Here is a 26543-nt window from a genome sequence, read left to right on the forward strand (position 1 = left end):
AGGATAGGGCGTTCGCGTCATTTTCGCGACTGTCTGCGGGGTATGGCCCTTGGGTGCGTCATTCTCGTGAACTCTGGGAACCGGGTTCGCAAATCCGGCGTTTGCCATCTGAACGCTGGTGAGGAGCTTGGGCACATGGCACAGATCAGGGAAGGCACCGAAGTCGAATGGGATTGGGGCAACGGCACCGCCCACGGCAAGGTACAAAAGACCTACACGCAGAAAATCACCCGCAAGATCAAGGGCAACGACGTCACCCGCGACGGATCGGACGACGATCCGGCCCTGTTCATCGAACAGGAAGACGGCGACGAAGTGCTCAAGCTCTGCTCCGAAGTCCGCAGGAAATGAATGCCGTGACGGGCAAGCGGCTTATCTATGTCAGCGACGACCAGCCGGGCATCTCGCGGCGGCGGCGGGGGCGCGGCTTTACCTATATCGCGCCAGATGGCACAACCATTGCGCGTGGGGCCGAACGCCGCAGGCTTGAGGCGCTGGCCGTTCCGCCCGCCTACGAAGATGTCTGGATGTGCACCCTGGCCAACGGCCACCTTCAGGCGACCGGTCGGGATGCGCGCAAGCGAAAGCAATACCGCTACCACCCCGACTGGACCGAAGCGCAGTCATTAACCAAATTCGCGGGGCTGGCTCGTTTTGGGCACGCCCTGCCCAGACTGCGCCGCCGCGTGGCGCGCGACCTGGAGGAACAGGAGGGCGAGCACATTTTTGCCCTGGCCTGTGCCGTAACCCTGATCGACCGGACCGCGATGCGCGTGGGCGACCCGGCATATACGTCGGAAAACGGATCCTACGGGGCATTGACCCTGCGCAACCGGCACGTCGAACTTGACGGTGACGAACTGCGCCTGCGCTACCGGGCCAAAGGCGGCAAGAAAGTCCGCCGGACCATGACCGATCGCAAACTCGCCCGCATCCTCGACCGGATCGGGGACTTGCCGGGCAAGGAGCTGCTGAGCTGGACGGACAAGGAAGGCCAGGCCCATTCCGTCGGCTCCGCCGATCTGAACGCCTATATCGCCGACATCACGGGCGAGGAAGGTATGACCGCCAAGACATTCCGCACCTGGGCCGGCACCCTGAGCGCCTTCAAGATCGCGGAAAAGGGCGGGGCGACGATCAAGGCCATGTCGGAGGCTGCCGCAGATACGCTCAGCAACACGCCCACAATCGCGCGCAACAGCTACATCCACCCCGAGGTGATTGCGCTGGCAAAGGGAGATCCGTTGGAGATCGAGGGTCTGGACAAACGCGATCTGTATGCCGCCGAAGGCAGGCTGCTGCGGTTTCTCGAAAACGGCTGAACGGCCCTTCATCCCCCGCTCCCCCGGTGTTTGCAGACACATCTGCCTGGTATCTGGTGCAGGGCCGCAAACCTGTTAACACTGCAAAGACGACGACAGGGGAGATGGCGATGGCCCAGACCACACATGAGGCGGACGAGGACAGCCGCAACCGCGATATCCGCATCTACGTGAACGGCGATATCGTGCACCGGGACGAGGCCAAGGTGTCGGTCTATGATGCGGGCTTCATGCTGGGCGATGGCATCTGGGAAGGGATGCGGCTCTACCAGGGGACATGGGCGTTTTTTGACGACCACATGGACCGTTTCTTCAACTCCTGCAAAGCCATCGACCTGGAGGTCGGGATGGACAAGGCAGGCATCGCCGAGGCTCTGCGCCGCACGGCAGAGGCGAACGGCATGACCGATGACGTGCACTGCCGCCTCATGCTGACCCGCGGGATCAAGGACAAGCCGTTCCAGCATCCGGGGCTCAGCACCTCCGGCCCGACGCTGGTGATCATCATGGAGCATTCCAGACCCGTGGACCGCCTGCAATCGGCGGGCATCCGTCTGGCTTCGGTACCGCAGGTGCGCGGCCTGCCGCATACACAGGACCCGAAGCTGAACAGCCATTCCAAGCTGAACTGCATCATCGCCTGTCTGCAGGCCGAAGCCGCAGGTGCCGACGAGGCGCTGATGCTGGACCCGCATGGTTTCGTGAACACGACCAATGCCTGCAACTTCTTCATCGTGCGCCGGGGCGAGGTCTGGACCTCCACCGGGGACTACTGCATGAACGGCGTGACCCGGCAAAAGGTCATCGACCTGTGCATCGACAATGGCATTCCCGTTCATGAAAAGAACTTCTCGCTCTACGAAGCCTATGGCGCGGACGAGGCTTTCCTGACCGGCACCTTTGGCGCGCAAACGCCGGTAGCCTCCATCGACGGCAAGACGATCGGGAACGGAGAGCGACCCGTGACCCGCACGATACAGGGGATGTACAAGGACCTCATCAAGCAACATGTGAACGGAGCGGCTTGAGGTGGCGGACGGCATGACCGCTACGCCCAGGTCCTACCTCGAACCACTGAACCTGCGCGGGCGCATTTCGGCACCGCAGCCCAAGGGACTGCCGCTGGTGAACCTCGGCTTCAATGAACTGCCCTATGGACCCAGCCCGAAGGTCGCCGCCGCAATCGCCCAAGCCACGGCGCAGGTCGCCTCTTATGGGACGCCGCTTTGCGACGGGCTGCGCGACAGGCTGGCACAGGCCAACGGGCTTGACGCCGACCGGATCATCTGCGGCAACGGCTCCGAAGAGCTGCTGGACGTGATCGCGCGCAATTTCGTGCGACCGGGGGACGAGGTGCTGATTTCGGCCTATGGCTATATCCAGTTCCAGATGGTCGCGGCCCGGCAGGGGGCGACGCTGGTCAAAGCACCCGAAACCGACTTTACCACCAATGTGGACGCGCTGCTCGGCGCGGTCACGGCGCAGACGCGGCTGGTCTTTCTGGCCAACCCCAACAACCCCACCGGCACGGTGCTTCCCCTGTCCGAACTGGCGCGCCTGGTCGAGGGGATGCCGCCCCATGTGGTGGTGGTGCTGGACCTCGCCTACGGCGAATTCACCGGTCTTGATCACTGCGCCGACGTACATGCGCTGGCGGACAATCGGAAGAATGTCATCGTAACCCGGACGTTTTCCAAGGCCTACGGTCTGGCGGGGCTGCGCTGCGGCTGGGCGCATGCCCCCCTGGCCATGATGCCCAGCCTCTACGCCGCGCGGGGCATGGGCAGCGTCAACCGCCTTGCCCAGGCTGCAGCGACCGCCGCATTGGCTGATATGGAGGTGGTCAAGGCGCGTGTGGCCGAGATCGTGTCAGAGCGCGACCGCGTCGCCGCGGCACTGGCCGGCATCGGCATCGCCGCGCTGCCTTCGGGCACCAACTTCCTGCTGGTCCGTGTCGATGGCCGGGGCGCGGAGGCCGCAGAGGCGCTGGTGGTGCATTTCTTCGAAGACGCCGGGATCATCGTAAGCCGCACCCGCGAGGCGGGGCTGGAAGACTGGCTTCGGTTCTCGCTTGGCACGCCTGATCAGAACGACCTTCTGCTGCGCAGCGCCCAAAGCTTCATGGGACGGCTGGGCTAACCGGCACCCCCCGCTTCTTTATGCCAGAAATACTCGGCACGCCGCGCGCAAGGGGCGCTGCCGCCGATCCTCCGGGCGCAGGCCGTCCCGCTTCAGCCTTGGGGCGGCAGTTCGACCAGCGGCGGCCTTTGCGGGGCCGACCGCCGTCACATTTGCGAGGGCAGGAACAGCACCAGTGCAGGAAAGGCCAGCAGCAGGATCAGCCGCAGGATATCGACCATCCAGAACGGGGTCACACCGCGAAAGATCGTACCAGTGGACACATCGCCCACCACACCTTTCAGGACAAAGACGTTCAGCCCCACAGGTGGGGTGATCAGGCTGATCTCCGTCACCACCACGACGATGATGCCGAACCACACCGGGTCAAATCCCAGGCCCGTGACCAGCGGAAAGAAGATCGGCACCGTCAGCAAAAGCATGGACAGAGATTCGAACAGGCAGCCCAGCACGATGTAGATCGCGATGATCATCGCCATCACCACCCAGGGCGGCACGTCATAGGCGCTGACGGCGGCACGCAATCCCTCGGGCAGGCCCGCGATATTGACGAAGTTGGAAAAGATCCACGCCCCGATCAGCACCGCGAACAGGCTGGCGGTGGTCAGTGTCGTCTCGGTCAGGACCTCGCGCAATCCGCTCCAGTTCAGCCCCCCGCGCGCCAGCGCGATCAGGAACGCCCCTGCCGCCCCCATGCCGGCCGCTTCGGTCGGGGAAAAGGCCAGGTAGATCGGCCAGAAGTCCAGCGCGCCGTAAAGCCCGCCGATGACAAGCCCGAACAGCAGCAGAACCGCCCAGACCCCGCGCAGAGCAGCGGCGCGGTCCTGCCAGTTCGCCCGCGGTCCGGCGGGCCCCGCGTCGGGGGTGCGCGCCACGGTGAACCGCACCGCAGCGAGGTACAGAAGAATGCCAAGGGTGCCCGGTACGATGCCCGCGATGAAAAGCTGCCCGATGGAGGTTTCTGTCAGAAGGCCATAGATCACCAGGATGACCGAGGGCGGTATCAGGATGCCCAGCGTGCCCCCCGCCGCGATGGAGGCGGTCGACAGACTGTCCGCGTAGCCGAACTTGCGCATCTCCGGCATGGCGACCTTTGACATGGTCGCGGCGGTCGCCAGCGACGAGCCGCAGATCGCGGCGAAACCGCCACAGGCCACGATGGTCGCCATGGCCAGCCCGCCCCGGAAATGCCCGAGAAACGCATTGGACACGGCGTAAAGTTCGCGGCTGATGCCGCCCTTGTTCACGAACAGCCCCATCAGGATGAAAAGCGGCACCACCGACAGCCCGTAGTCCTGGCTGGTGTCGATCAGCAACCGCGACACCATCGAGATCGAGGCGGTGAAATTCGTCTGATAGGCAAAGCCGATCATGCCCACCGCGCCCATGGCGAAGGCGATGGGAATGCGGCACAGCACCAGCACGAAAACGGCAAGGAACCCGATAGAGGATTCAATCATGTGGAGGCTCCAGCGTGCCGGGGGCGAACCAGTGCAGCAGCCCGCGCAGGACCAGCACCAGGGCTGTCAGAAAGGTCATGATGGCGATGAAATATTCGACGTAGAAGGTCGGGATCGACAGGTATTCGGTCACGTCGCCGTAGCTGCGCCCCCGTTCCGCCAGCACGACCACGCGTTGCGCGGGCCAGTACAGCATCACGCCGCAGGCCAGGTTGACAAAACCGTCGCGCAGCCGCGCGAGGTTCAGCCTGTCGAAAAGCCCGTCGATCAGATCGACAGAGATATGCCCCTCACGGCCCGACAGCACCGGCAGGGCGGAAAAAACGACGATTGCGATGGCGATACGAGTCAGCTCCGTCGCGGCCTCGATCGGCGCGTTCAGGGCAGACCGCAGCACCACGTCGCAGAACGTCAGCACCATCAGCCCGAACAATGCGACCGATGCCACTGCCATGGGCAGGGCCGCGCCGAGGCGGGCGATTTTGATCACCTGTTGCATGGAACCTCTGGAGGGGAAGGAAGGGGCGGGCAGGGGGGGTCCCTGCCCGAACCGGTTACTCGGTCTCTTTGGCCATCTCTGCAACGATCATGTCATAGGCGGCCTGCGCATCGACACCGGCAGCGTCGAGCTCGCCCAGGATTTTCTCCCGCACCCGCGCGGCCATCTCGGCAAAGGCGGCCTGGTCCTCTTCGCTCGCGGTCACGATGGTGTTGTCCGCCGCCGCCTCGGTTTCACCGCGCGCCTTGGCGTCGCTTTCGTCCCAGACCTTGCCCATCATGCGGCTGGCCGTTTCACCGAAGACCTGCTCGTCCAGCGCGGTTTGCAGGTTTTCGGGCAGGCTGTCGAACTTGTCCTGGCTCATGATCACGGCAAACGACCCACGATAGAACCCGCCGGGCATCTCGTAGACGTTCTTGGCCACCTCGTTCAGTTTGAAGCTGATTCTTTCGCCCATGTTCATCGCCACGGCGTCGGCCGCGCCCGAATCGAGCGTCTCGTAGACCTTCGGCGCAGGCACCTGGATGCCGACCAGGCCCAGCTCCGCGCCGACGTCGGCCGAAACACCGCCGCCGAGGCGGGTCTTCAGGCCTTCCAGATCGGCCAGCGTCTGGACCTCCTTGTTGGAGTGGATCTGACCCGGCCCGTGGGTGGTCAACGCCACCAGCTTGGTGCCGCGATGCTCATCCAGCGCATTCAGATATTCCTCCTGCACACGCCAGTAGGCGACCGATGCCGCCTCGGCATCGCCCTCGTAGCCGGGCACCTCGATCAGCTTCGATCCGATGAAACGACCGGGTTGGTAGCCGTGGAAAATGATCGTCATGTCCGCAGCCCCGTCCATGACGAGATCCATCTGCGCAGGCGGCGGGGCGAGGCCCATCTTGATCTCGCCGGTCACTTCACCGTCCGTCGCGGCCTCCATCATGTCGATGAGCCCCTCCAGCATCCCGGTGTTGATCGGGTGGCTCGGCGGCAGCCAGCTTGAGATCGTGATGGTCTCGGCCGACTGGGCCGCCGTCGCCATGCCAAAGGCCAGCGCCGTTCCGGTCAGGAATTTCGAAAACTTTCCCATTGTTCACTCCCTTGTTTTCTTCATTCGTGGCGGGCGTCCGATCCTCGGAATCCGCGCCAAGAAATTTATATGCGTTTTCATTAATCCATATTTTTCATGGCTTGTGAACCCGTTTTCTTGGCGCGTCCGGATGCACTGTCGCCGGGGTTGTCCTGCGCCAGCACCTCCAGAAGCGACCGCAGGGCCGGCTTGAGCCGCGCACCGTCCCCGCCCGACAGGGATTGGATCAGAGCCGCCTCGTGCACGCGCGCTTCGGCCACCAGATCGCGTGCCAGCGCGCGTCCCGCGTCCGTCAGGTAGACCCGTACACGGCGCTTGTCGGCGGCATCGCCGCGCCGCGCGACAAGGCCCCGCGTCTCCATCTGCAGGATGATCCGGGTCAGCCGCGACTGTTCCGCCAGCGCGATACCGGCCAGTTTGGTGATCATCGCGCCATCGTCGTCCAGCAGGCAGGCCAGCACCCGCCACTCCGGCACCCGAAGACCTGCGGCGCGCACCTTGGCATGAAACTGCGCGCTGGCCGCATCGCTGGCCGCCGCCAGCAGATACAGCAGGTAGTCGGAAACGAATCCGGGGTGAGACTGGGTCAGCGTCTGCTCTGGCGATGTCTGCATCTCTGCGCGTCCTTTTCTGGGCCGCGCGGCGCGGGCGGCGGTCGTGCTGTGGCAATGTAGCCAACCCCTTTGCCCGGAGAAAGGGGTTGACGGGTAATATATGATTTTTCATGCTAATTGCGTTGGAGGAACACCGATGGACACCATCACCGGCAAAATCGTGGATGTCACCCCGCTGACCGATCGCATCAGCAGTTTCCGCATTGCGGCTGCAGACGGCGCGCGGCTGCCGGGGTACGCCCCCGGCGCCCATGTCAGGGTGACTGTGGCCGACGGTGAAACACGCGCCTATTCGCTAGTGGACTTCACGCCGCCCACGCAAGCGCCGGAGAGCTATGTCATCACCGTCCAGCGCGAGGACGACGGGCAAGGGGGGTCCCGTCATATGCATGGGCTTGCTGCGGGCAATACCGTAACGCTGGCCCCACCCAGGAATGACTTCCCTCTTGACGACGGAAACGCCGGGTCGGTTCTGCTGGCCGGTGGCATCGGAGTCACGCCGATGATCTCCATGGCGACGGCGCTGGCCGACCGGGGCAGGGCCTACGCGTTTCACTATGCCGGACGCTCGCGCGGCATGATGGCATATGTCGATGTGCTTGAAGATCAGCATGGCGAAGCCCTGCGGGTTCATTGCGACGATGATCCCGATACCACGCTCGACCTCGACGCTGTGATCGCATCGGTGGACGCCGAGGCGCATCTATATGTCTGCGGTCCGCGCGGCATGATTGATGCCGCCCGCGCCAAGGCAGAGGCAGCGGGCATGTCAAACGATCGCATCCATTTCGAACTGTTCGAGAACGCCGCCCCCCAGGTCGGCGACACGCCCTTTGAGGTGGAGATCGCATCGACCGGGGAGGTCCATACCGTGGCGGCAGACCAAAGCATCATCGAGGCGCTGGAGGCCGCGGGCATCGACGTGATCTACGATTGCCAGCGCGGCGACTGCGGCATCTGCCAATGCGACGTGATCAGCGGCGAACCGGATCACCGCGACGTGGTCCTGTCGGCGGAGGAACGCGCCAGCGGCAAGGTCATGCAAATCTGTGTCAGCCGGGCAAAGTCGCCCCGCCTGGTGCTGGACATATAAGGGAGGACACCATGGGCAAATACGCAGGAGATCCCGCAGCCGCGGCTGCACTGGTCGAAGGCCACCAGGTTCACCGCGATGTCTATATCGACCCTGACGTGTTCCGGCTGGAGATGAAGCACGTTTTTGCCAATGCCTGGGTCTTTGTCGGCCACGAAAGCCAGACGCCGCAAAAGGGCGATTACTTTGCGACCTCCATCGGCGACCAGCCGGTGATCCAGGTGCGCCATTCGACGGGCGACATCCACGTTCTCTACAACAGGTGTCCGCACAAGGGGACCAAGATCGTGATCGACCGGCAGGGCAATACCGGCAAGTTCTTTCGCTGTCCCTACCACGCCTGGTCTTTCAAGACAGACGGTTGTCTGCTCGCCATCCCGCTGAAGAAGGGCTACGCCGATACCGGCCTCGACCAGACTGAAGGGGCCAAGGGCATGAAAGCCGTGGGTGACGTGCGCAACTACCGGGGTTTCATCTTTGCCCGTCTGGCCGAAGAAGGCATTTCATTCGAAGATTTCTTTGGCGACAGCCTGTCGTCGCTCGACAACATGGTGGACCGCTCCCCCGCCGGACGGCTTGAGGTCGCAGGGCCGCCGCTGCGCTACATGCATCATTGCAACTGGAAGATGCTGGTGGAGAACCAGACCGACACCTGCCACCCGATGGTGGCGCATGAATCCTCCGCCGGAACGGCGGTGAAACTCTACGAAGAGCTGGACCTGCCCGAAGACGCGCCCAAACCCCCGGCGATGGAAATCATCGCGCCTTTCATGAGCCCTTATGAATTCTTCGAAAACATGGGCATCCGAACCTGGCCCAACGGGCATGGGCATACCGGCGTGAACCATTCGATTCACTCGAATTATTCCCAGATCCCCGGCTATTTCGAAGCGATGGTGGAAAGCTATGGCGCGGAAAGAGCCAAGGCGATCCTGGACGAGAATCGCCATAACACGGTCTATTTTCCAAACATCATGATCAAGGGTCCGATCCAGCAGCTGCGCATCTTCATCCCGCTGGCGGCCAACAGGACGTTGGTGGAAAGTTACATCTACCGCCTTGTTGATGCGCCGGAAGAGCTGACCGCGCGCACGGCCATGTACAACCGCATGATCAACGCGCCAACGTCCATCGTCGGCCATGACGACCTGGAGATGTACGAACGCGCGCAGGAAGGGCTCGAAGCCGACGGCCTGGAATGGGTGAACATTCAGCGCCTGCGCACGGGCGAAGAGGATTTTTCCGAAGAGGCGGTGGAGAACGGCACCACGGAACGCCAGATGCGCAACCAGTTCGACGCCTGGGTCAAGTTCATGACCCGCAACGTCCCCGCGCGGGAGGCCGCAGAATGAGCGTGACCAGGGACCAACTGATCGACTTCATCTATGACGAGGCAAGAATGCTGGACGAGGGCCGCTACACCGAATGGCTGGACCTCTGGCTGCCCGATGGACACTACTGGATGCCGCTGGACTATCAGCAGACCGATCCGCTGCACGTTACGTCCCTGATGTACGAGGACCTTTTCATGCTGAAACTGAGGGTGGAGCGGCTGAACGGCACGCGCACCTTCAGCCAGAAACCCAAAAGCCGCTGCCACCATGTGATCCAGCGCCCGTTCGTGGACGAAATGAACGGCGACAGCTTCGTCACAACCACCTTCATGCATTACGTCGAAACGCGGCTGGATGAACAGCAATTGCTGGCGATGACCGCGAAACACGATCTTGCGCTGGTCGACGGGACGCTCAGGATCGCGAACAAGCGGGTGGATATCGTCAATTGCGACGCAGCCTTCCGTAACATTCAGTTGCTGCCCTGATCGGGGATCGGATCTTTCCAAAGGTGCGGCTGCGCCGCATTCGATCTGAACGATCTTGGGGCTTCGCCCCAAACCCCGTGTATTTCCGGAACAATGAAGATGACGTGAGGCGTTATTGTCCGCTTCATTGTTCTTCAAATATACCGGGGGAGATGCGGCTTGCCGCGTCGGGGGCAGAGCCCCCAGCCGTGCCGCCGGCACGGCCGGTACAGAGATCGCCAGCAGGCCGTTTGCCGACAGATCACCGCGGCCGGCCCGGCGCATCTGGCAGTCCTGGCGGAGTTCCGGCTCGACGCATTGCCGCATCTTTTTGCCCTGTTTGTCTTCTCGACTTGCCGCGCGACCTTGGCGATGCGGGCGTCGAAAACGGTAGAGGCCGAGCCGCCCGGCGTTGTCACCACTTTTGCCGGCGCCTCGATGTCGCCTTGCATCTTTCCCCAGACCTTGCGCGGGCGACCCCGACTTTGCCTATCATCGCGCCTGCCAATCATGCACTGCCCCCGCCGAAGGCCATGGGGGCAAAGCGGTGCGGATCGTTTCCACTACTTGAAGATGTGGTTGCCTGGGTGCCAGTCTTTCGCGGTTTCGAATACTGCTAGCCCTTCAGACAAATGAAGACATGTCAAAAATGACATGTCTTCATTTGTCGTTTTGCATTGGATTGAGGGGCCTGGTCCGGGGCGTCCGGGCGCGGACCTCTGACGGCAGCTTGTCTTTGGATCAGCTTCCTGGACTGCTCCGCCGGCCACTTTAACGGGCCGCCCCGGTAATGAGGATCGCCCTGAAATCGTTCACGTTCGTCCCCGTCGGGCCGGTCATGAATAGATCATTCACCGCCCGGAACGCGACGTAGGAATCGTTGCGCTGCAACTGGCCCAGCGGATCCAGACCCGCCGCCCGCATTCGGGGCACGGAGGAGCCGTCCACCCAGGCGCCGGCGTTATCTTCGGAGCCGTCAATGCCGTCGGTATCCGCGGCGAGTGCGTGGAACCAGGGCTCTCCCTCCAGCGCCAGTGCAAGCGACAGCTGAAAGGCGCTGTTGCGCCCGCCCTTGCCGCGGTGGCGCAGGGTCACGGTGGTCTCTCCGCCGGAGAGCAATACGAGAGGGGCGGGATAGGGCGTACCTGCCGAGGCCGCTTGGCGGGCGAGCGCCGCATGGACCAGCGCCACCTCCTGCGCCTCGCCCTCGATTCGATCCGACAGGACCCAGGGTGTGACACCGGCCTCGCGCGCCTTGCGGGCGGCGGCCTCCAGCGACAGGGCGGCGGAGGCGATGATACGCGTTTCGATATTGCCTGTCGGCGCTGCCGGGTCTTCGCCTTGTTCGCGCAAATGATCGGCGCAGGCCTGCGGCAGGCTCAGGCCGCGCGCTTCGATCAGGGCCCGCACGTCTGCTGCGCTGGCGCGTCCCGGCACGGTAGGGCCGGAGGCGACCTCACCCGGCGCATCGCCCGGTACGTCCGACACGATCAGATTGCAGATCCGCGCCTCCCCCGCCAGCGCGGCCAGCCGCCCGCCATTGATCCCGCTGAACCTTTTGCGCACCGCGTTCATCACCGAGATCGGCGCGCCGGAGGACAGCAGGGCGGTGTTGAGCGCCTGGAGGTCGGCCAGGGTCAGGCCCGGCGGCGGATCGGGCAAGAGCGCGGAGCCCCCGCCGCAGATCAGGGCGATCACCAGATCGTCGGGCCCCAGGCCGCTCACGGCGGCTTTCAGCGCGGCGGCTGCGGCGAGGCCAGCGGCGTCGGGGACGGGATGGGCCGCCTCCATGACCCTGATCGACCGACAGGGCGCGCCATAGCCGTAGCGCGTCACGACCACCCCTTCGAGAGGGCCGTCCCACAGTCCTTCCAGTGCCTGTGCCAGTTGGGCCGCGCCCTTGCCCGCGCCGACCACGACGGTACGGCCCCGCGGCGCGCCGGGCAGGTTGCTGCCCAGGGCGTTCAGCGGATCGGCGGCGGCGACGGCCGCATCGAACAATCCGGACAGGAAGGCGCGGTGGTTCTCGGCCATGATCCCTCGTTCAACTGCGGAACAGGGGGCCTGCGCGTGTCAGCTCAGGCCGAAAATGTCCCGGGTAAAGACTTTGTCGCCCACGTCCGACAGGTCGTCCGAGGCGCGGTTCGCAACGATGACGTCGCTCAGCCGTTTGAAGCTTTCCAGATCGCGTATCACCGCACAACCTAGAAATGTTTCCTCGTCGCAGGCGGGTTCGAAGATCACCACCCTTACCCCCTCTGCGAGGATACGGCGAATCACACCCTGGACAGAACTCTGGCGGAAGTTGTCGGACCCTGCCGTCATCACCAGCCGACGAATACCGTCCAGCTGCGCCTGCGCGGATCGGGGTCGCAGCCCTCGATATCCTCGGGGGTATTCATGACTTCGGCCAGCGCATGGCCGTCCATCCTGCCAAATACCGCGGCTTCGCGCCGGGCAAGGTAGGTATAGGAGAACGGTTTTATGGATTCCGCCTCTTCCGGACCGGCGAAGAGCACTTGTGTATCCCTGATCACCGCGCCTTATGCCAGCAGGCTGGCAAAGACCCTGACTTCCTGGCGCTGCGATCCGATCCCGAAAACCGCGATCTTCCCAGAATTCAGTTTCGGCAAATATGGCGCAAACCAGCCACACCTTCGATGAGCGCCGACAGCATGCCCCCCGCTCCGCAAATGTTCCCGGTGCCATTCTGCGCATACGCGTTGCGGGAGAGAACAATGCCGCGTGAAAAAGGCGGGAAGTCAGTTCAGGAGATATGCTGGATCGCTGTGAACCCTTCGAAGGTTGGCGTGCCTTCGTGCAGCTTTGCGGGGCCGCCCGCGCCCTTGTGCGCGGCGTGAAACGCCGCGCTGCGGGTCCAGTCCTGAAAGGCGCCTTCAGAGGCCCAGACGGTGTGCGAGGCAAAAAGCACTTTGCCGTCATTCTCAGGCCCGCGCAGCATGTGGAACTCGACAAAGCCCTCCGTCTCCTTGAGGTGGCTGTCGCGTCCCAGCCAGAGCGCCTCGAAAGCCTCGGCGTTTTCCAACGGCACGGTAAAGCGGTTCATGGCGATATACATGGCTGGTCCTTCAGTCGGTGAATGCGGCGCATGGATCGGGTCGCGTCGCAGGGGCGGTGACGATCGTCGTGTCAAAGCGCGGATCGTCGGCGGGTGCAGGCCGTTCGGTGAAACCAACGACGTGCACAGCGGTTGTCGGTGCGGCCCGCGCGATCATGGCGGGCATCCCCCAGTCCTTCCGCGCGTGGCCGTTTCCGACGATCACCACCACTGGCGCGCCGTGCGTGGCCAGCGCCTGTAATGCTGCGGCGGAGAACTGCGCGTCACGCAGCCGCTGCGCTTCGACCATTCCCGCCATCAGCGCCATGGGCATTGCCGCGCAATGGGCGGCGAATTGCAGCGCGTTGCGGGCATCCTGTTGCGACTTTGCCAGGGGCTGGTCCAGACCAAAGCGCGGGGCGTCCGGGCCGAACACGGCTGCGGCGCCGTCCTCGAAGGCGGCACGGACCCGGTCGCGTGGCAGGGCGGCCCCCACCACGGGCGTCTGGCCCAGAGCGGCAAAGACCGGGTGGTAAAGTAAAAAGTCGGGCCAGCCCGCCTCGGCCCAGCCGATCCGATGACCCAGCGCGTCCAGATCGTCCCGCCCGTCGGCGTTGACCTCTGCGGCCTGTTCCGGCGACAGCATTTCGAACACGACGGCGACCGGTGAAATCGCTTCGATCAGCCGGGCCTGTCCGGCGTGATGGTCCGGGTTGTCATGGACCTCTCCGAGAATGACGATATCGGCAGCGCGCATCCGCGCGACGTCATCGGCTGATCCGTCGGCCAGGGCGATGCCGGCAAGGGGCAGAAAGCTCGCAAGCAGTGCGGAAATGATGCGCATGTCCGGCCCTCGGTCGTCTCTGACTGATACGAAAAGACTGCCCGCGAAAGCGCGGGCAGTCCCGGTTCAATGGCAGTGATGTTACTTCCAGCCGACTTCGTTGAAAATCTTCTGGGCGGTGGGCAGGTTTGTTGCCACCGCGCTCAGGTCGACATCGTCGGCCTTGAAGTCGCCCAGCTTGCCGACGCTCTCGCTGAGTGCGACGCCCGGGACTGCCGGATATTCGTCGTTCCCGGCCGAGAAATACTGCTGCGCCTGGTCGGAGGCGAGGTATTCGAGAAAGGCGATGGCGTTGTCGCGGTTGGGCGCATTCGCGGCCACGCCGCCGCCCGACAGGTTCATATGCGCGCCTTCGGCGTCCTGTGCGGGGAATATCCAGCCGATTTGGTCGATCTCATTGGACAGCCCGTCCACATCCGTGCGCAGGGCGCGGGCAAAGTAGTAGCTGTTGGCGACCGAGATATCACATTCGCCGGAGACGAGCGCGCGCAACTGATCGGTGTCGCCGCCTTCGGGGTCGCGGGCGAAATTTTCGACCATGCCGGCGGCCCATTCACGCGCCGCTTCTTCGCCGTGGTTCTCGATTATGGCGGAAAGCAGGGTCTGGCCGTAGACGTTGGTGGACGACCGGTGGCAGACCATGCCCTTGTACTTGGGGTCAGCCAGCGACAGGTAGTCCATCGGCGGTTCGCTGACCTCGTCCTTGTCGTAGAAAATGATCCGCGCCCGCTGGGAAAAGCCGAACCACTGGTTGTCGCTGTCCTGCAGGTTGGATGGAATGCGCTCTTCCAGGACGTCGCTGTCGATGGATTGCAGCACGCCGGCATCCTTGGCCCGCTGCAGGCGCGAGGTATCGACCGTCAGCAGGATGTCGGCGGGCGAATTCGCGCCCTCTGCCTGCATCCTCGCGATCAGCTCGTCCGCGTTGCCTTCGATCCGGTTGATGGTGATGCCGGTCTGCTCGGTGAAATCGGAATAGAGCCGTTCGTCCGTGTCGTAGTGGCGCGAGGAATAGAGGTTTACCTCACCCTCTGCGGCGGCGCTGCCAGCGACGAGAAACGCGCTCAGGGCGATGGGGGTGAAACGTACGTTCTTGGGCATCGAAATCTCCAGCCTTTTAATCCCTACTTTTTTGATCAGTTATCAGAATCACCGCGGAATGCAATAATGCCTATTGAAATAGTCGGAAATATCTCGCCTGCCGGAGCTTCGAAGTGGAACAGTAAGCGGCCGTTGCGGCGTCCGGGCCGGCCCCTGAGGACCTGGTGGGGTGGGTAAACCCCCCCCGGTTCGGCCTGTTTGCACCTGTGTCTCGTCCGCGTGACCCTAGGCTACAAAAGAAGACATGTCATTTTTGACATGTCTTCTTGGAGGGGTGTCGATTTCAGGAAATCGGGCTCGACCGGTCCGGCGGCCCGTTGTCTCGATACCCACCGCAGGCGCCGGTCGCGGCGGCACCCGACATCACGACGCCCGCACACCCTGGACCCAGACGGATTTGACCACCGGATGATGCCCCAGCGTCGCGAACCTCAGCAGATCGGCACGTTTTCCGATGCTCAAAGCGCCGCGATCCTCCAGCCCGACATGCTGCGCCGGATTGGCGGTGATCGTGGCCAGTGCGCGCGGCAGATCGCCCCATATCTCGTTCAGGATCAGCGCACCCTGCAACAGGGCCGCAGGCACATAATCGGACGACAGGATGTCCAGCCGGTCGCCCTCCGCCAGTTCCCGCGCCGCCACATTGCCCGAATGCGACCCGCCCCTGACCAGATTGGGCGCGCCCATGATCGTGGCAATCCCCTGCCTGTGGCAGGCATCCGCCGCTTCTACCGTGGTGGGGAATTCCGCGATGCTCACGCCCTGCGCATGGCTTTTGTCCACCTGCGCTGCGGTGGTGTCGTCGTGGCTGGCCAGCGTCGCCCCGTATCGCCGGGCAGCGGCGACAGCGGCGGCTTCATGGGTGTCGCCGAGCCGGGCCTGCAGCCCGTAAAGGAAATCGCGGTAGTCGTCGAAGCCTTCGGCGGACATGCCATGTTTGCCACAGACGTAGTCCCTGAATTTGTCCAGATCCCGAAACTGCCGCTGGCCCGGCGTATGATCCATCAGCGATACGATCCCGATCTTGTCCGCCGGTCCGAACTCGGCCATTTCCTCCACCAGCGTTTCGGAACAGATCTCGGCCCGCAGGTGGATATGGTGACTGATCTTCAGCACTCCGGCCTCCCGCATTTCGAGGATCTCGTCTGCCATCTGGCGGGCGTATTTACCGTAGCGGCGATTGCTGTCGGAAATGATCGAACCGACCCTGATCGCATCGAACACCGTGGTGATCCCGGTGCCCGCCAGTTCCCGGTCATGGGCCAGGATCGCGGTGCGATGGGGCCAGTCCACCTTGGGGCGGGGGGCCATGTGGCGTTCGAGGTTGTCGGTGTGCAGCTCGATCAGACCGGGGCAGAGGTAATCGCCCGCGCAATCCGTGGCACCGGGCACCGCGCTTGCTCCGTGCGCGATATCCGCGATGCGCCCGTCCCTTGTTACCAGCGTGCCGCGCACCACCTCCGTCGGCAGGACGATCCGGGCGTTTGTCAAAACGGTCTCTTGTGTCATAGCAACGTCACATCTGAATGGCACGGCTTGCCCGTACGAGTTGAAAGGATGGGGTGATGTTCAAACGGTATGCGGTCTATTTCACACCGCAGGGCGCGCTGGCCGACAGGGGCGCCGCCTGGTTGGGCTGGGACATCGCATCCGGTCAGCCTGTAGCCCACCCCGAGGTGCCGGGCCTGGATCTGGCCGACTTGACGGAGACTCCACGCAAATATGGCTTCCATGCCACGATCAAACCGCCCTTCGCCCTTGCGGCGGGCACCGATGTGGCGGGTCTGTCCCAGGCCCTGGCGCGGTTTTCCGGACAAGTCGCGCCGGTGGTGCTGGACGGTCTTCAGGTCAGCGCGCTGGGCCGGTTCCTCGCCCTCACGCCACTGGGCGACCAGGAGGCGTTGAACGACATGGCCGGAGAGGCGGTCATGCAACTGGACGGGTTTCGCGCCCCGGCGGGGGCGGAGGAGCTGGCGCGCCGCCGCGCGCGCCCTCTCACGCCGGAGCAGGACCGCAACCTGCGCGACTGGGGGTATCCCCATGTGCTGGATCTCTTTCGGTTTCACATGACCTTGACCGGTCGGCTGGACCAGCCCGATGCCCTGCGCCCCCGCGTCGCAGCCCATTTTGCCGACAGCCTGCCGCGGCCCTTCGTGCTGGACGGTCTGAGCCTTGTCGGGGAACGGCGGGACGGCATGTTCGAGACGCTCCAACACTATGCCCTCACCGGGTAGAGCGCAGCCAGCGCGCGGGTCACAGTGTCATCCAGGCTGCCGGAGTTGTCGATCTGTACCGCGTCGATGCCGGGGGGTATCGCGAAATCCGCCCGCGCCAACCGCCCCTCGATCTGGGCGTCGGTCTCGCGTTCCCGGGCCCGCAGGCGTCGCTCAAGCACCTCGGGGGCGGCGGTCAGCGACAGAACGCAAAGCCGGGCGAACCGGGTCTTCGCCTCCGCCAGGACCGACCGGGACAGATTGGCCAGAATGTCGCGGCCCTCTGCCATCTGTGCGGATACATCGGCGGGGATGCCATACCGCAGACCATGCGCCTGCCAGTGCAGCACGAAGTCGCCGCGCGCCTGTCGCCGCTCGAACTCGACGGCGTCGACCGCGTCAAAATCTTCCCCGACCGCGTCGGCGGGCCGGGTGATGATCCGCCGCGCGACCACCAGCGCGGGGTCGCGCGCCAGCATCCCGGCCATCACCGAATCCTTGCCGACGCCGGACGGCCCGACCACCGCGATAAACCGACCTCCCGTCATGACAGGCCCGGGGTGAAACGGGTCACGTCCACCACGCGGTCACAGACCCTGTCGCGCGCCGCCTCGTCGTGAAAGATGCCCACGATCGCCGCCCCGCGCGCCTTTGCTTCGTCGATCAGGGTCAGAACGGTTTCGCGGTTCGCGGCATCCAGGCTCGCCGTCGGTTCATCAAGCAGCAAGGCCGGATACGCATAGGCAAAGCCGCGGGCGATGTTCACGCGCTGCTGTTCCCCCCCCGAAAATGTCGTGGGGCTGAGCGACCAGAGCCTTTCGGGGATATTCAGCCGGTTCAGCAGATCGCACGCCCGGCCGCGTGCTGTCTGCGCGTCATGTCCGGTGCGCAAAAGCGGCTCCGCAACCACGTCGATCGTGGGCACCCGCGGCACGACCCGCAGGAACTGGCTGACGTAGCCCAGCGTATCGCGACGCAGATCCAGGATCTCGCGCGGCGCTGCCCGGGCGACGTCGATGCCGCCGATCCGAATACTGCCCGAAGCCGCCAGATAATTGCCGTAGAGCATGCGCATCAGGGTGGATTTTCCCGCCCCCGACGCCCCGATCAGCCCGACGCATTCGCCGACAGCGACCGATAGTGCCGCGTTCTCCATCACCGGGATGACGGTGCCGCCCTGGTTGTGCAGTACAAAGGATTTGCAAAGGTTTTCGACATGGATCATGGGATCAGCCTGTTCCTTGGGTTGTGTTCGCCGGTCATACCTGCAGGACCGAAGAAACCAGCAGTTGCGTATATCCATGCTGCGGGTCGTCCAGCACCTGGTCGGTCAGGCCGGTTTCGACCACGTGACCGTCCTTCATGACCATCAATCGGTCAGCCAGAAGGCGCACCACCGCCAGATCGTGGGTGACGATGATCGCGCTCAGCCCCATCTCGCGTACCAGCCCGCGCAACAGGTCCAGCAGGCGGGCCTGTACGCTCACATCGAGCCCCCCGGTCGGCTCGTCCATGAACACCAGCCGCGGCCCGGTGACGAGATTGCGGGCGATCTGAAGCCGCTGCCGCATGCCGCCCGAAAAGGCGCTGGGCCGATCGTCGACCCGATCCTCCGCAATTTCCACCCGGCCCAGCCAGTCAATTGCGGTGTGCCGGATGTCGCCGTAATGCCGCGCGCCAACTGCCATCAGGCGCTCGCCCACGTTGCCGCCCGCGCTGACATTCATGCGCAGCCCGTCGTGGGCGTGCTGATGGACAAAGGCCCAGTCGGTGCGTCCCAGCATCCGGCGCTCCGGCTCGTTCATCGTCACGGTATCGCGCAGCCCTTCGGCGCGGGTCTCAAAGCGCACCGCGCCGCTATCGGGCGGCTGGTGGCCCGCCAGACAGTTCAAAAGCGTGGACTTGCCCGACCCGCTTTCGCCGACGATGCCCATGACCTCGCCCGGGTAGAGATCAAAGGATACGTCCCGGCAGCCGATCCGGCGGCCGTAGAATTTCGAAAGGTTCTCGACCTGCAGAAGCGGGGTCATGCCGCATCCTCCGCCACCGGGGTTGCCTTGGTGCCAAGGTGGCCCGCCGCGCGCCGCGAGGCGCAGTAGTCGGTATCGGAGCACATGAAAAGTCGCCCCCCCGCGTCATCCACGATCAACTCGTCGAGATAGCTGTCCGATGCCCCGCACAGATCGCAGGCATGATCCGCCTTGCTTGCTTCGAAAGGGTAGTCCTCGAAATCGAGGCTCGTCACCCGCGTGTGCGGCGGCAGCGCATAGATCCGCTGTTCCCGCCCCGCTCCGAAGAGCTGGATCGCTTCCATGGTCAGCTTTGGATTGTCGAACTTGGGGATCGGCGAAGGGTCCATCACATAGCGGTTCTCGACGCGGACTGGGTAAGCGTAGGACGTCGCAATGGCGCCGTGCTGGCTGATGTCCTCGTAAAGCTTGACATGCATCAGACCGTATTCCTCAAGGCTGTGCATCTTGCGGGTCTCGATCTCGGACGGTTCGAGAAACCGCAAGGGTTCGGGGATCGGCACCTGATAGACCAGAACCTGATCCTCGCGCAGAGGGGCCTCAGGGATCCGGTGACGCGTCTGGATCACGCTGGCCTGAGTTGTCTGCTCGGTCACGGCAACGCCGGCAGTTTTTTCGAAGAAGCGGCGGATCGAAACGGCGTTGGTGGTGTCATCGGCGCCCTGGTCGATGACCTTGAGCGTGTCGCCCGGGACCAACACCGCTGCCGTAACCTGCACGCCGCCCGTCCCCCAGCCGTAGGGCATCGGCATCTCGCGGCTGGCAAAAGGCACCTGGTATCCCGGGATCGCCAGCCCCTTGAGAAGGGCGCGGCGGACCATCCGCTTGGTCTGCTCGTCAAGATAGGCGAAGTTGTACGCGGCGTCGGTCATGAGACTCGCGGCTCCTCTGTGGTGTGGAATGAGCTGGCATTGCCGGATGATCGAGAGGTGAAATGGGGTTTCAGAGCCGACGGCAACCGACCGATCCGATCTCCGACAGCACGCCGGGCAGGTCGGTTTCGATCCGTTCCCGCGCCAGCCTGATCACACCGTAGCCGTGGGCCAGCAGCGCCGCATCCCGCTGCTCCAGAAGTTTGCGGTGCTGGGCCGGGCCCGTCACCTCGACCACAAGACGCGCCGCAGGACAGAGGAAATCGACAACGAAGGAGGCGGCGGGTGACTTTCGCCGAAATTTGAGCCCGGCCACCTGCCGATTGCGCAGCGCCTGCCACAGCAGATCTTCCGATCGCGTCATCCACCGCCGCTGCGCGCGCGCTTTGCGGATATGTGGATGCGGGCGGATCATGCCTCCACCATGGCAACCACGAGGTAAACCACGGGTTAAGATCGGGCGAGAGGTCGTCTCTGGCGATACGTCCCCTCACCCCCGGCCCCTCTCCCCGAGGGGAGAGGGGATATGCGCGCAGCGGCGTGGGCGATATCGGTTCTCGCAGCGGTGTCCGTAGAACGACGCGTAGTCCCCTCTCCCCTCGGGGAGAGGGGGTTGGGGGTGAGGGGGGCTCCCGGCAGATCATTCGGTCGCCTCGTTCCGCAATTTGCGGATCAGTTCCAGTTCCGACTGGAAATCGACGTAATGCGGCAGTTTTATGTGCTCAAGGAAACCCGTCGCCTGGATATTGTCCGCATGGCTCAGCACGAACTCTTCATCCTGCGCGGGTGCGCCCGTGTTGTCCTCATCCAACTCTTTCCAACGCAACGCTCGGTCGACCAAGGCCATTGAGATCGCCTTGCGTTCCGACATTCCGAAGACCAGCCCGTACCCACGGGTAAACTGGGGTGGTTCGGTCTTCGAGCCTTTGAACTGGTTCACTGTTTCGCATTCCGTGATTTCGATCTCGGCGATTTCGACGGTGAAACCCAGTTCGGGAATTTCCATTTCGACAGATACCGTCCCGATCCGCAGTTCCGCGACAAAGGCATGGTTGCGTGCGTAGCCGCGCTGGGTCGAATACGCCATGCCGAGGATGAAACCCTCGTCGCCCCGGGCCAGTGACTGCAGGCGCAAGGGGCGTGCCGCGGGAAATTCCAGCGGCGTGCGGGTCAGGTCGGCGGGCCCTGTCGGGTTCTCCGGTTCCGGTTTGACCAGGTCCTCCCTTTCCAGGAATTCCATGATGTGGGGTACCGAGGGGGCGCCAGCGCGCGCCTCTGGTGCGGGGGGCGGGGTGCCGTCTGCGGCGAGGCTGAAATCGAGGAGGCGGTGTGTGTAGTCGAAGGTCGGGCCCAGCAACTGCCCCCCGGGCGCGTCCTTGAAGGTGGCGGAGACTCTGCGGTCGCAGTGCATGCCGCCGGTGGCAATGGCCTGCGAGGCGCCGAAACGCGGAAGGGTCGTCCGGTAGGCGCGTATCAGGAAAATAGCCTCGATCAGGTCGCCGCGTGACTGTTTGATCGCCAGCGCCGCGAGGTCGGGGTCGAATAGGGATCCTTCGGCCATCACGCGGTTTACGGCCAGCTTCAGCTGTTCGCGGATTTGCGCGACCGATAGTTCGGCGACCTGCCCGTCGCCCCGGCGTTCCTCCGCGAGCCAGGCATGGGCGTTGTCGATGGCGCGTTCGCCTCCCTTGACGGCAACGTACATCAGGACACCCTCGTGCTGCGCGGCAGGGCGGCGACATGCCTGCCGGCTGTGAAGAAAAAGTCGTTGCCCAGCGGGAACAGGGCGGCATTCTCCCGGAACCGGTCCAGCTCCGGCAGGGACAACTGCGCGGTGTCACGGATGCCAGGCCCCCGCAGGGTAGGTCCCTCGGATGTCAGTTCCGGCATTTCGACAATCAGCGTGGTGGAACGGTCCGGGTACTCGGGCGTGCCGACGGAGAACGCCTGACCCGAGAGTGCGCCCCAGTCGCCCAAGGCAAAGGCCGCATGCGCCTGATCGGTGAAGGGGGCGCCGGTATGGAAGGTGATCCAGTCGCGGATCGGGGGGGTATCGTGCCCCGGCGCAAGATAGACCGGCGTGTCCGGATCGCACAAGGTAAGCACCAGTGTTCCGGCGGCGATGGAGAGGGGGGCAGGCGGCGTGGCGCCGCCGATCCGGGCGATCCGGCCGGGCCGGGCCATGACCTGCATGATCTCGCGGAAGGCAATCGCAGAGTCGGTTGGTGCGTCGGCGAAACCGCCTGTCAGAGCCTGTGACTGCATCAGTCCTCTCCTCTTGCCATGGTAAAGAAATCGACCTTCGTCGCGGCGGCCTTGGCGGCGCGGGTTGCCCTGCGCTGCCGGGCTTTCTCGGACAGGGGCCCAAGCACCTTTTCGCGGATACCAGCCGCGGCGGCGGTCTGCATCGCGGCGTCCAGCAGCGCGGCCCGCAACGCTTTGGTCCGGTCGCGGCCCTGGACGTAGGCATGGCCGTCCTCCCCGGTCGACAGGCGGACGGAGCAGCGGGTCACGGTGATTTCGCCCAGATTGAAGGCGGCGCCGACAGCCCCTGCGCGCCCGCGCACCATGACGCTGCCAATCTCGGGGGCGCGCAGCACCTGGTGATCAAACGCGGGGTCGAGGTCCTGCCACACCCCGTCCAGATCGGCGGCATCGCATGTCGCCAAGAGGCTAATCCAGCCTTGCCGATCTGCGGTCTTGTCCTGGGTCTGGGTCATCTAGACACCTTGTGGATTTGTCTACGGTACTATACAACTAGACAAATATTGGCGGAATCGCCGCCCTGAGGCAACCCCCGAAACCATGAAACTTTGGTGACAGACATATGGCACGCACCCCGATCTGGCGGTCAATCGCCACGACATTGGCGGCAGAGATCGCTGAACGGCACTATGCACCCGGTGACAAACTGCCGACGGAATCGGCGCTGGCCACGCGCTTTGGTGTCAACCGGCATACGGTCAGGCATGCGCTGGCGGCGCTGGCGGAACAGGGGGTGGTCCATGCCCGGCGCGGGGCCGGGGTTTTCGTCACCCAGGTGCCCACGGATTATCCCATTGGCAAGCGGGTGCGCTTTCACCAGAACCTCAGCTCGGCGGGTCGCGTGCCGACCAAGCGGATCCTCGCAATGCAGACCCGCGCCGCGACCCGGACGGAAGGGAACCTGCTGGCGCTGGATGAGGGGGCGGAGGTGCATGTCGTCGAAGAGCTTTCGCTGGCCGATGACCTGCCGGTGGCGATTTTCACCAGCGTATTTCCGGCGGCGCGCCTGCCCGATCTGCCGGATCACCTCGGCGCTGTCGGCTCTGTCACCGAGGCGCTGCGCCGCTCGGGCGTGGCCGATTACACCCGCGCGTCCACCCGGCTGAAGGCGAAGCTGGCCAGCGCCACCCAGGCACTGCACCTGCAGATCCGTGAGGGTGCTCCGGTGTTGTTCTCTTCATCGGTCAACGTAGACCCGGATGGTATCCCTGTGGAATTTGGCAGTACCTGGTTTGCCGGTGACAGGATCACCCTGACGCTGGAGGGGGAATAGGGGCGGCGCGGGGCGACGATCTTGCCTCGGTCGACCGGATCTGCGGCCTTCCCGGCTGCTGCGGCAATGGGCGTGGGCGTTCGAGATCCCTAGCTCTCGTACTTTTCCAGAAATGCTTCGGCGGGCAGCGTGCGGAAATCTTCCAAGGTGTCGCGCAGGCGGGCATGCGGCCAGTCCCACCAGGCGAGCGCCATCATGCGGTCGGCGATGCTGTCGGGAAACCGCGCCCGCAGGGGCACGGCGGGGATGCCCGCGACGATCATGTAGGGGGGCACGTCGCGGGTGACGATGGCGCCGCCCGCCACTACGGCGCCGTGGCCGATGGTGACGTCGGGCCGGACCTGCGCGCCGTGACCCAGCCAGGTGTCATGGCCGATCCGCGCGCGGCGGCTGCGGCGGTGGGCAAACCAGGCATGGTCCGGCTCTGCATCGTCGAAGTAATCGGCGGAGCGGTAGTGGAAATGGTGCAGGCTGGCCTTGTCCATCGGGTGATCGGTCGCGCCGATGCGCACAAAGGAGGCGATGTTGGAGAACTTGCCGACCCGCGCATTGGCGATGTCGGCGTAACGGTCGCAGTAGGAATAATCCCCGACATGGCTGTGCGCCACGCGCGAGGCGCGGCCGATCTCCACGTAGGCGCCGAAGGTGCTGTCGGTGATCTCGCAATCGGGGTGCAGGTAGGGAACGTGCGGTTTCAGACGTGCCATCAGGACGCATCCCCGGCGATCAGACGCCGCCGCAGCCAGCCCGACAGGCTGTCCATGATCATCACCATCAGGATGATCAGCACGATGTAATAGGTCACTTCTTCCCAGTCTTTCTGGGTGATGATCGCCTGCGTCAGCAACAACCCGATGCCGCCGCCGGTGATCGCGCCGATGATGGTGGCAGAGCGGGTGTTGGATTCAAGGTAGTAGAGCACCTGGCTTAGCAGAACCGGGGTGATCTGGGGGATCACGCCAAAACGGTAGCGTTGCAGCGGGGCCGCCCCGGTAGAGGCGATGCCTTCGATCTGCTTGTCGTCCACGTTCTCCAACGCCTCGGAGAAAATCTTGCCGAAGGTGCCGGTGTCGGTGAGCATGATCGCCAGCGACCCGGTCAGCGGGCCGGGTCCGAAGGCTCGGCTGAGCACGATGGTCCAGATCAGCCCGTCCACCCCGCGCAGAAAGTCAAAGATGCGCCGGGCGGTGAACCGCGCCGCCCCGAGCGGAGAGAAGTTGCGCGCCGCGAGAAACCCCATCGGCAGTGCGATGATCGCGGCCCCGAAGGTGCCGAGGAACGCCATCAGCACGGTTTCCACCAGCGCCCACGCCACGTCGGCATGCCGCCACATCTTGTTGTTCCAGAAATCCGACCACATCGCGCCGTAGTCGCCTGTGGCAATCAGCTCTGTCAGGCCCAATCCGTGGAACGGGCTGTCGAGGGTGAAAAAGAACAACTCCCAACCGGTGAAGTAACGGAACACTTCGGTCCGGTTGCGGGTGATGGTCACGCGGCCCGCGTCGGTGGTGATCGCCACGCGGTTCTTGGACGCGTTGATCCACTCTGGCACGTCGCCCGCTGGCAGCTCTGCGTTGACGCCGGTTCGGCCCGGTCGCGCCGTTACCCTACCGTAGCCGGGGATGTCGTAGCGGACGGTTTCGCCCAAGGTGACAACATGTCCGCCGCCGAGATCGACGGTGGAGGCAGGGCCGAGGCGCACCCAATCGGGGCTTTCGCCCTGCGGATAGGTGCCCTTGCGCTCGCCCTCGATGGCGATGCTGACCTCGCCGTTGCGGTTGTCCTGCGTGACGTGGGTCTTGTAGCTGTAGACGTCGCGCAGCAGCGTGTTCATGTTGTCCACGCTGACCCGGTCGCGCAGGCCCGGCACGTCGAAGGCGAAGAAGACATAGATCAGATAGGCCGCGATCAGCGCGGGGGCGGCGCAGGCAACCAGACGCTTGCGGGCGATCAGGCTGTCGGCTTGCAGGGTGAGGCTGGCGGTCGTCACAGGAGGGCTCCCTTGTCCTTGTAGGCCTTGCCGTGGGTCAGGCGGTTGCGGGCATAGCTGGAGAGTTGATCGACGATCACGATGGCGCCGAAGAGCAGCAGGAAGATCGCCGCCGCCTCGTCGAATTTGCCCTGGCCCCAGGACATGGTGTTTCGCAGGTCATAGCCGATGCCGCCCGCACCGACGAAGCCGAGGATGGCGGAGGCGCGGATGTTGATCTCGAACCGCAGCAGCGCATAGCTGAGGTAATTGGGCGCGACCTGCGGCACCACACCCAGCATCATGCGCTGCATCCAGGACGCCCCGACAGAGGCCAGCCCTTCCACCGGTTTGAGAGAGGCGTTTTCATTCACTTCGGAGAACAGCTTGCCCAGGGCCCCGATGGTATGCAGGCAGATGGCGATCATGGCGGGCACCGGGCCGCCGCCCAGCAGAAAGATCAGGATCAGGGCGATGACGATCTCAGGCACCGCGCGCAGGATGTCGAGCACCCGGCGGACGGGCGCGACGATCCAGGCTTGCGGGGCAAGGCCGCGGGTGGCCAGCAGGGCCGCGAAAAGCCCCAGCAGTGCCCCCAGCAGTGTGGCCGCGGCGGCGATATTGATGGTCTCGATCAGTGACGGCAGGTATTTCACGAGATAGCCGGGCATCAGGTGCGCACGGGACAATGCCTCGCCGATCACGTCGCGCGGAAAGTCCAGGATATTGCGCCAGCCGTCCCAGAAACCGCCCGCGTTGCGCGCGTCTGCCATGGCAAAACCCGCCACCAGCAAGGCGATAAAGAGGATCAGCAGCAGCATGTTCATCATGCGTTTCTGCCGCATCGCGGCGAGATACCCCTCGCGGATTTCCTGCGTGGTGTCGGTCATACTCTGCGCCTTTCGAAAAAAATTG

The 26543-nt window shown here is 64.3% G+C and carries 31 protein-coding genes; 9 read left to right on the forward strand and 22 right to left on the reverse strand.

All coding sequences use genetic code 11. The features are described 5' to 3' along the window. Positions 1–135: 135 nt before the first annotated feature. The 4 genes from FIU94_RS08180 (at position 136) to FIU94_RS08195 (ending at position 3461) form a co-directional block, all read left to right on the forward strand. Positions 136–351, forward strand: a complete 216-nt coding sequence (locus FIU94_RS08180; RefSeq protein ID WP_152465329.1) for a DUF2945 domain-containing protein — start codon at positions 136–138, stop codon at positions 349–351. After that, on the forward strand, positions 348–1322 hold the full coding sequence (locus tag FIU94_RS08185; protein WP_152465330.1) for a DNA topoisomerase IB: 975 nt from the start codon (positions 348–350) through the stop codon (positions 1320–1322). Before FIU94_RS08180 ends, FIU94_RS08185 begins: the two co-directional genes overlap by 4 nt. Positions 1323–1426: 104 nt before the next feature. Beyond that, positions 1427–2350 (forward strand): aminotransferase class IV, encoded by a 924-nt coding sequence (locus FIU94_RS08190; protein WP_152465331.1) that lies wholly within the window; start codon positions 1427–1429, stop codon positions 2348–2350. 13 nt (positions 2351–2363) lie between these two features. Beyond that, entirely contained in the window at positions 2364–3461 is a 1098-nt protein-coding gene (locus tag FIU94_RS08195; RefSeq protein WP_152465332.1) for a histidinol-phosphate transaminase, read from the forward strand. Positions 3462–3607: 146 nt separating this feature from the next. Here FIU94_RS08195 and FIU94_RS08200 read toward each other — a convergent pair whose 3' ends face one another. The 4 genes from FIU94_RS08200 to FIU94_RS08215 all read right to left on the reverse strand — a co-directional run bounded on the left by FIU94_RS08200 (position 3608) and on the right by FIU94_RS08215 (position 7109). Beyond that, positions 3608–4921, reverse strand: coding sequence for a TRAP transporter large permease (locus FIU94_RS08200; protein ID WP_152465333.1), 1314 nt, complete (start codon positions 4919–4921; stop codon positions 3608–3610). Next, the gene (locus tag FIU94_RS08205) at positions 4914–5420 is read right to left on the reverse strand and encodes a TRAP transporter small permease (protein WP_152465334.1); all 507 of its coding nucleotides are present in this window, start codon (positions 5418–5420) and stop codon (positions 4914–4916) included. The genes FIU94_RS08200 and FIU94_RS08205 overlap by 8 nt, the downstream gene beginning before the upstream one ends. Positions 5421–5475: 55 nt before the next feature. Then, a complete protein-coding gene (locus tag FIU94_RS08210; protein ID WP_152465335.1) occupies positions 5476–6495 on the reverse strand; it encodes a TRAP transporter substrate-binding protein in 1020 nt (339 codons plus the stop codon). A gap of 80 nt (positions 6496–6575) precedes the next feature. After that, positions 6576–7109, reverse strand: a complete 534-nt coding sequence (locus FIU94_RS08215) for a MarR family winged helix-turn-helix transcriptional regulator (protein WP_152465336.1) — start codon at positions 7107–7109, stop codon at positions 6576–6578. A gap of 136 nt (positions 7110–7245) precedes the next feature. Here FIU94_RS08215 and FIU94_RS08220 point away from each other — a divergent pair, with 136 nt between their 5' ends. The 3 genes from FIU94_RS08220 to FIU94_RS08230 are packed head-to-tail and all read left to right on the forward strand — an operon-like array spanning position 7246 to position 10024. Further along, on the forward strand, positions 7246–8202 hold the full coding sequence (locus FIU94_RS08220; RefSeq protein ID WP_152465337.1) for a PDR/VanB family oxidoreductase: 957 nt from the start codon (positions 7246–7248) through the stop codon (positions 8200–8202). An 11-nt stretch (positions 8203–8213) separates the two neighbouring features. Further along, entirely contained in the window at positions 8214–9554 is a 1341-nt protein-coding gene (locus FIU94_RS08225) for an aromatic ring-hydroxylating dioxygenase subunit alpha (RefSeq protein ID WP_152465338.1), read from the forward strand. After that, positions 9551–10024, forward strand: a complete 474-nt coding sequence (locus FIU94_RS08230; protein ID WP_152465339.1) for an aromatic-ring-hydroxylating dioxygenase subunit beta — start codon at positions 9551–9553, stop codon at positions 10022–10024. Before FIU94_RS08225 ends, FIU94_RS08230 begins: the two co-directional genes overlap by 4 nt. A gap of 750 nt (positions 10025–10774) precedes the next feature. Here FIU94_RS08230 and FIU94_RS08235 read toward each other — a convergent pair. The 7 genes from FIU94_RS08235 to FIU94_RS08260 all read right to left on the reverse strand — a co-directional run bounded on the left by FIU94_RS08235 (position 10775) and on the right by FIU94_RS08260 (position 16515). Then, the gene (locus tag FIU94_RS08235; RefSeq protein ID WP_152465340.1) at positions 10775–12037 is read right to left on the reverse strand and encodes a glycerate kinase; all 1263 of its coding nucleotides are present in this window, start codon (positions 12035–12037) and stop codon (positions 10775–10777) included. 39 nt (positions 12038–12076) lie between these two features. Beyond that, positions 12077–12247, reverse strand: coding sequence for a hypothetical protein (locus FIU94_RS20855; RefSeq protein ID WP_172975871.1), 171 nt, complete (start codon positions 12245–12247; stop codon positions 12077–12079). Positions 12248–12327: 80 nt separating this feature from the next. After that, the gene (locus FIU94_RS08240) at positions 12328–12522 is read right to left on the reverse strand and encodes a hypothetical protein (RefSeq protein ID WP_152465341.1); all 195 of its coding nucleotides are present in this window, start codon (positions 12520–12522) and stop codon (positions 12328–12330) included. 248 nt (positions 12523–12770) lie between these two features. After that, complete coding sequence (locus FIU94_RS08245) at positions 12771–13082, reverse strand: antibiotic biosynthesis monooxygenase (protein WP_152465342.1); 312 nt, start codon at positions 13080–13082, stop codon at positions 12771–12773. A 10-nt stretch (positions 13083–13092) separates the two neighbouring features. After that, positions 13093–13905 carry a ChaN family lipoprotein gene (locus FIU94_RS08250; protein WP_152465343.1) on the reverse strand — a complete coding sequence of 271 codons (813 nt, stop codon included), beginning with the start codon at positions 13903–13905 and terminating at the stop codon, positions 13093–13095. Between the two features lie 81 nt (positions 13906–13986). Continuing rightward, a complete protein-coding gene (locus tag FIU94_RS08255) occupies positions 13987–15006 on the reverse strand; it encodes a Fe(3+) ABC transporter substrate-binding protein (protein WP_152465344.1) in 1020 nt (339 codons plus the stop codon). Between the two features lie 363 nt (positions 15007–15369). Further along, on the reverse strand, positions 15370–16515 hold the full coding sequence (locus FIU94_RS08260; RefSeq protein WP_152465345.1) for an alpha-D-ribose 1-methylphosphonate 5-triphosphate diphosphatase: 1146 nt from the start codon (positions 16513–16515) through the stop codon (positions 15370–15372). Positions 16516–16571: 56 nt separating this feature from the next. Between FIU94_RS08260 and FIU94_RS08265 the strand changes: the two genes are divergently transcribed. Continuing rightward, on the forward strand, positions 16572–17240 hold the full coding sequence (locus FIU94_RS08265) for a DUF1045 domain-containing protein (protein ID WP_368407144.1): 669 nt from the start codon (positions 16572–16574) through the stop codon (positions 17238–17240). Here the strand turns inward: FIU94_RS08265 and phnN are convergent. The 8 genes from phnN to phnG form a co-directional block, all read right to left on the reverse strand. Then, positions 17222–17767: a phosphonate metabolism protein/1,5-bisphosphokinase (PRPP-forming) PhnN gene (gene phnN / locus FIU94_RS08270; protein ID WP_152465347.1), complete on the reverse strand. Its 546-nt coding sequence runs from the start codon at positions 17765–17767 to the stop codon at positions 17222–17224. The two genes, FIU94_RS08265 and phnN, sit on opposite strands and share 19 nt — an antisense overlap. Next, positions 17764–18444, reverse strand: a complete 681-nt coding sequence (gene phnL / locus FIU94_RS08275) for a phosphonate C-P lyase system protein PhnL (RefSeq protein ID WP_152465348.1) — start codon at positions 18442–18444, stop codon at positions 17764–17766. Before phnL ends, phnN begins: the two co-directional genes overlap by 4 nt. Before the next feature lie 34 nt (positions 18445–18478). Continuing rightward, positions 18479–19249 (reverse strand): phosphonate C-P lyase system protein PhnK, encoded by a 771-nt coding sequence (phnK, locus tag FIU94_RS08280; RefSeq protein WP_152465349.1) that lies wholly within the window; start codon positions 19247–19249, stop codon positions 18479–18481. Further along, complete coding sequence (locus tag FIU94_RS08285; protein WP_152465350.1) at positions 19246–20121, reverse strand: alpha-D-ribose 1-methylphosphonate 5-phosphate C-P-lyase PhnJ; 876 nt, start codon at positions 20119–20121, stop codon at positions 19246–19248. The genes phnK and FIU94_RS08285 overlap by 4 nt, the downstream gene beginning before the upstream one ends. A 70-nt stretch (positions 20122–20191) precedes the next feature. After that, a complete protein-coding gene (locus FIU94_RS08290; RefSeq protein ID WP_302848716.1) occupies positions 20192–20536 on the reverse strand; it encodes an endonuclease domain-containing protein in 345 nt (114 codons plus the stop codon). A 225-nt stretch (positions 20537–20761) separates the two neighbouring features. Further along, positions 20762–21826 carry a carbon-phosphorus lyase complex subunit PhnI gene (locus FIU94_RS08295; RefSeq protein ID WP_152465351.1) on the reverse strand — a complete coding sequence of 355 codons (1065 nt, stop codon included), beginning with the start codon at positions 21824–21826 and terminating at the stop codon, positions 20762–20764. Next, positions 21826–22386: a phosphonate C-P lyase system protein PhnH gene (gene phnH / locus FIU94_RS08300; protein ID WP_152465352.1), complete on the reverse strand. Its 561-nt coding sequence runs from the start codon at positions 22384–22386 to the stop codon at positions 21826–21828. The genes FIU94_RS08295 and phnH overlap by 1 nt, the downstream gene beginning before the upstream one ends. Next, positions 22386–22841 carry a phosphonate C-P lyase system protein PhnG gene (gene phnG, locus FIU94_RS08305; RefSeq protein WP_152465353.1) on the reverse strand — a complete coding sequence of 152 codons (456 nt, stop codon included), beginning with the start codon at positions 22839–22841 and terminating at the stop codon, positions 22386–22388. The genes phnH and phnG overlap by 1 nt, the downstream gene beginning before the upstream one ends. Positions 22842–22948: 107 nt before the next feature. Here phnG and phnF point away from each other — a divergent pair, with 107 nt between their 5' ends. Next, complete coding sequence (phnF, locus tag FIU94_RS08310; protein WP_152465354.1) at positions 22949–23659, forward strand: phosphonate metabolism transcriptional regulator PhnF; 711 nt, start codon at positions 22949–22951, stop codon at positions 23657–23659. Between the two features lie 89 nt (positions 23660–23748). On the opposite strand, the gene FIU94_RS08315 is transcribed toward phnF, so the two are convergent. Genes FIU94_RS08315 through phnE (FIU94_RS08325) form a run of 3 tightly spaced genes read right to left on the reverse strand, consistent with a single transcriptional unit; the run spans position 23749 to position 26518 of the window. After that, positions 23749–24366 carry a chloramphenicol acetyltransferase gene (locus FIU94_RS08315; RefSeq protein WP_152465355.1) on the reverse strand — a complete coding sequence of 206 codons (618 nt, stop codon included), beginning with the start codon at positions 24364–24366 and terminating at the stop codon, positions 23749–23751. Beyond that, a complete protein-coding gene (gene phnE / locus FIU94_RS08320; RefSeq protein ID WP_152465356.1) occupies positions 24366–25649 on the reverse strand; it encodes a phosphonate ABC transporter, permease protein PhnE in 1284 nt (427 codons plus the stop codon). The genes FIU94_RS08315 and phnE (FIU94_RS08320) overlap by 1 nt, the downstream gene beginning before the upstream one ends. Then, on the reverse strand, positions 25646–26518 hold the full coding sequence (phnE, locus tag FIU94_RS08325; protein WP_152465357.1) for a phosphonate ABC transporter, permease protein PhnE: 873 nt from the start codon (positions 26516–26518) through the stop codon (positions 25646–25648). The genes phnE (FIU94_RS08320) and phnE (FIU94_RS08325) overlap by 4 nt, the downstream gene beginning before the upstream one ends. Positions 26519–26543: the final 25 nt, after the last annotated feature.

The sequence above is a fragment of the Sulfitobacter sp. THAF37 genome, assembly GCF_009363555.1.
GTDB lineage: Bacteria > Pseudomonadota > Alphaproteobacteria > Rhodobacterales > Rhodobacteraceae > Sulfitobacter.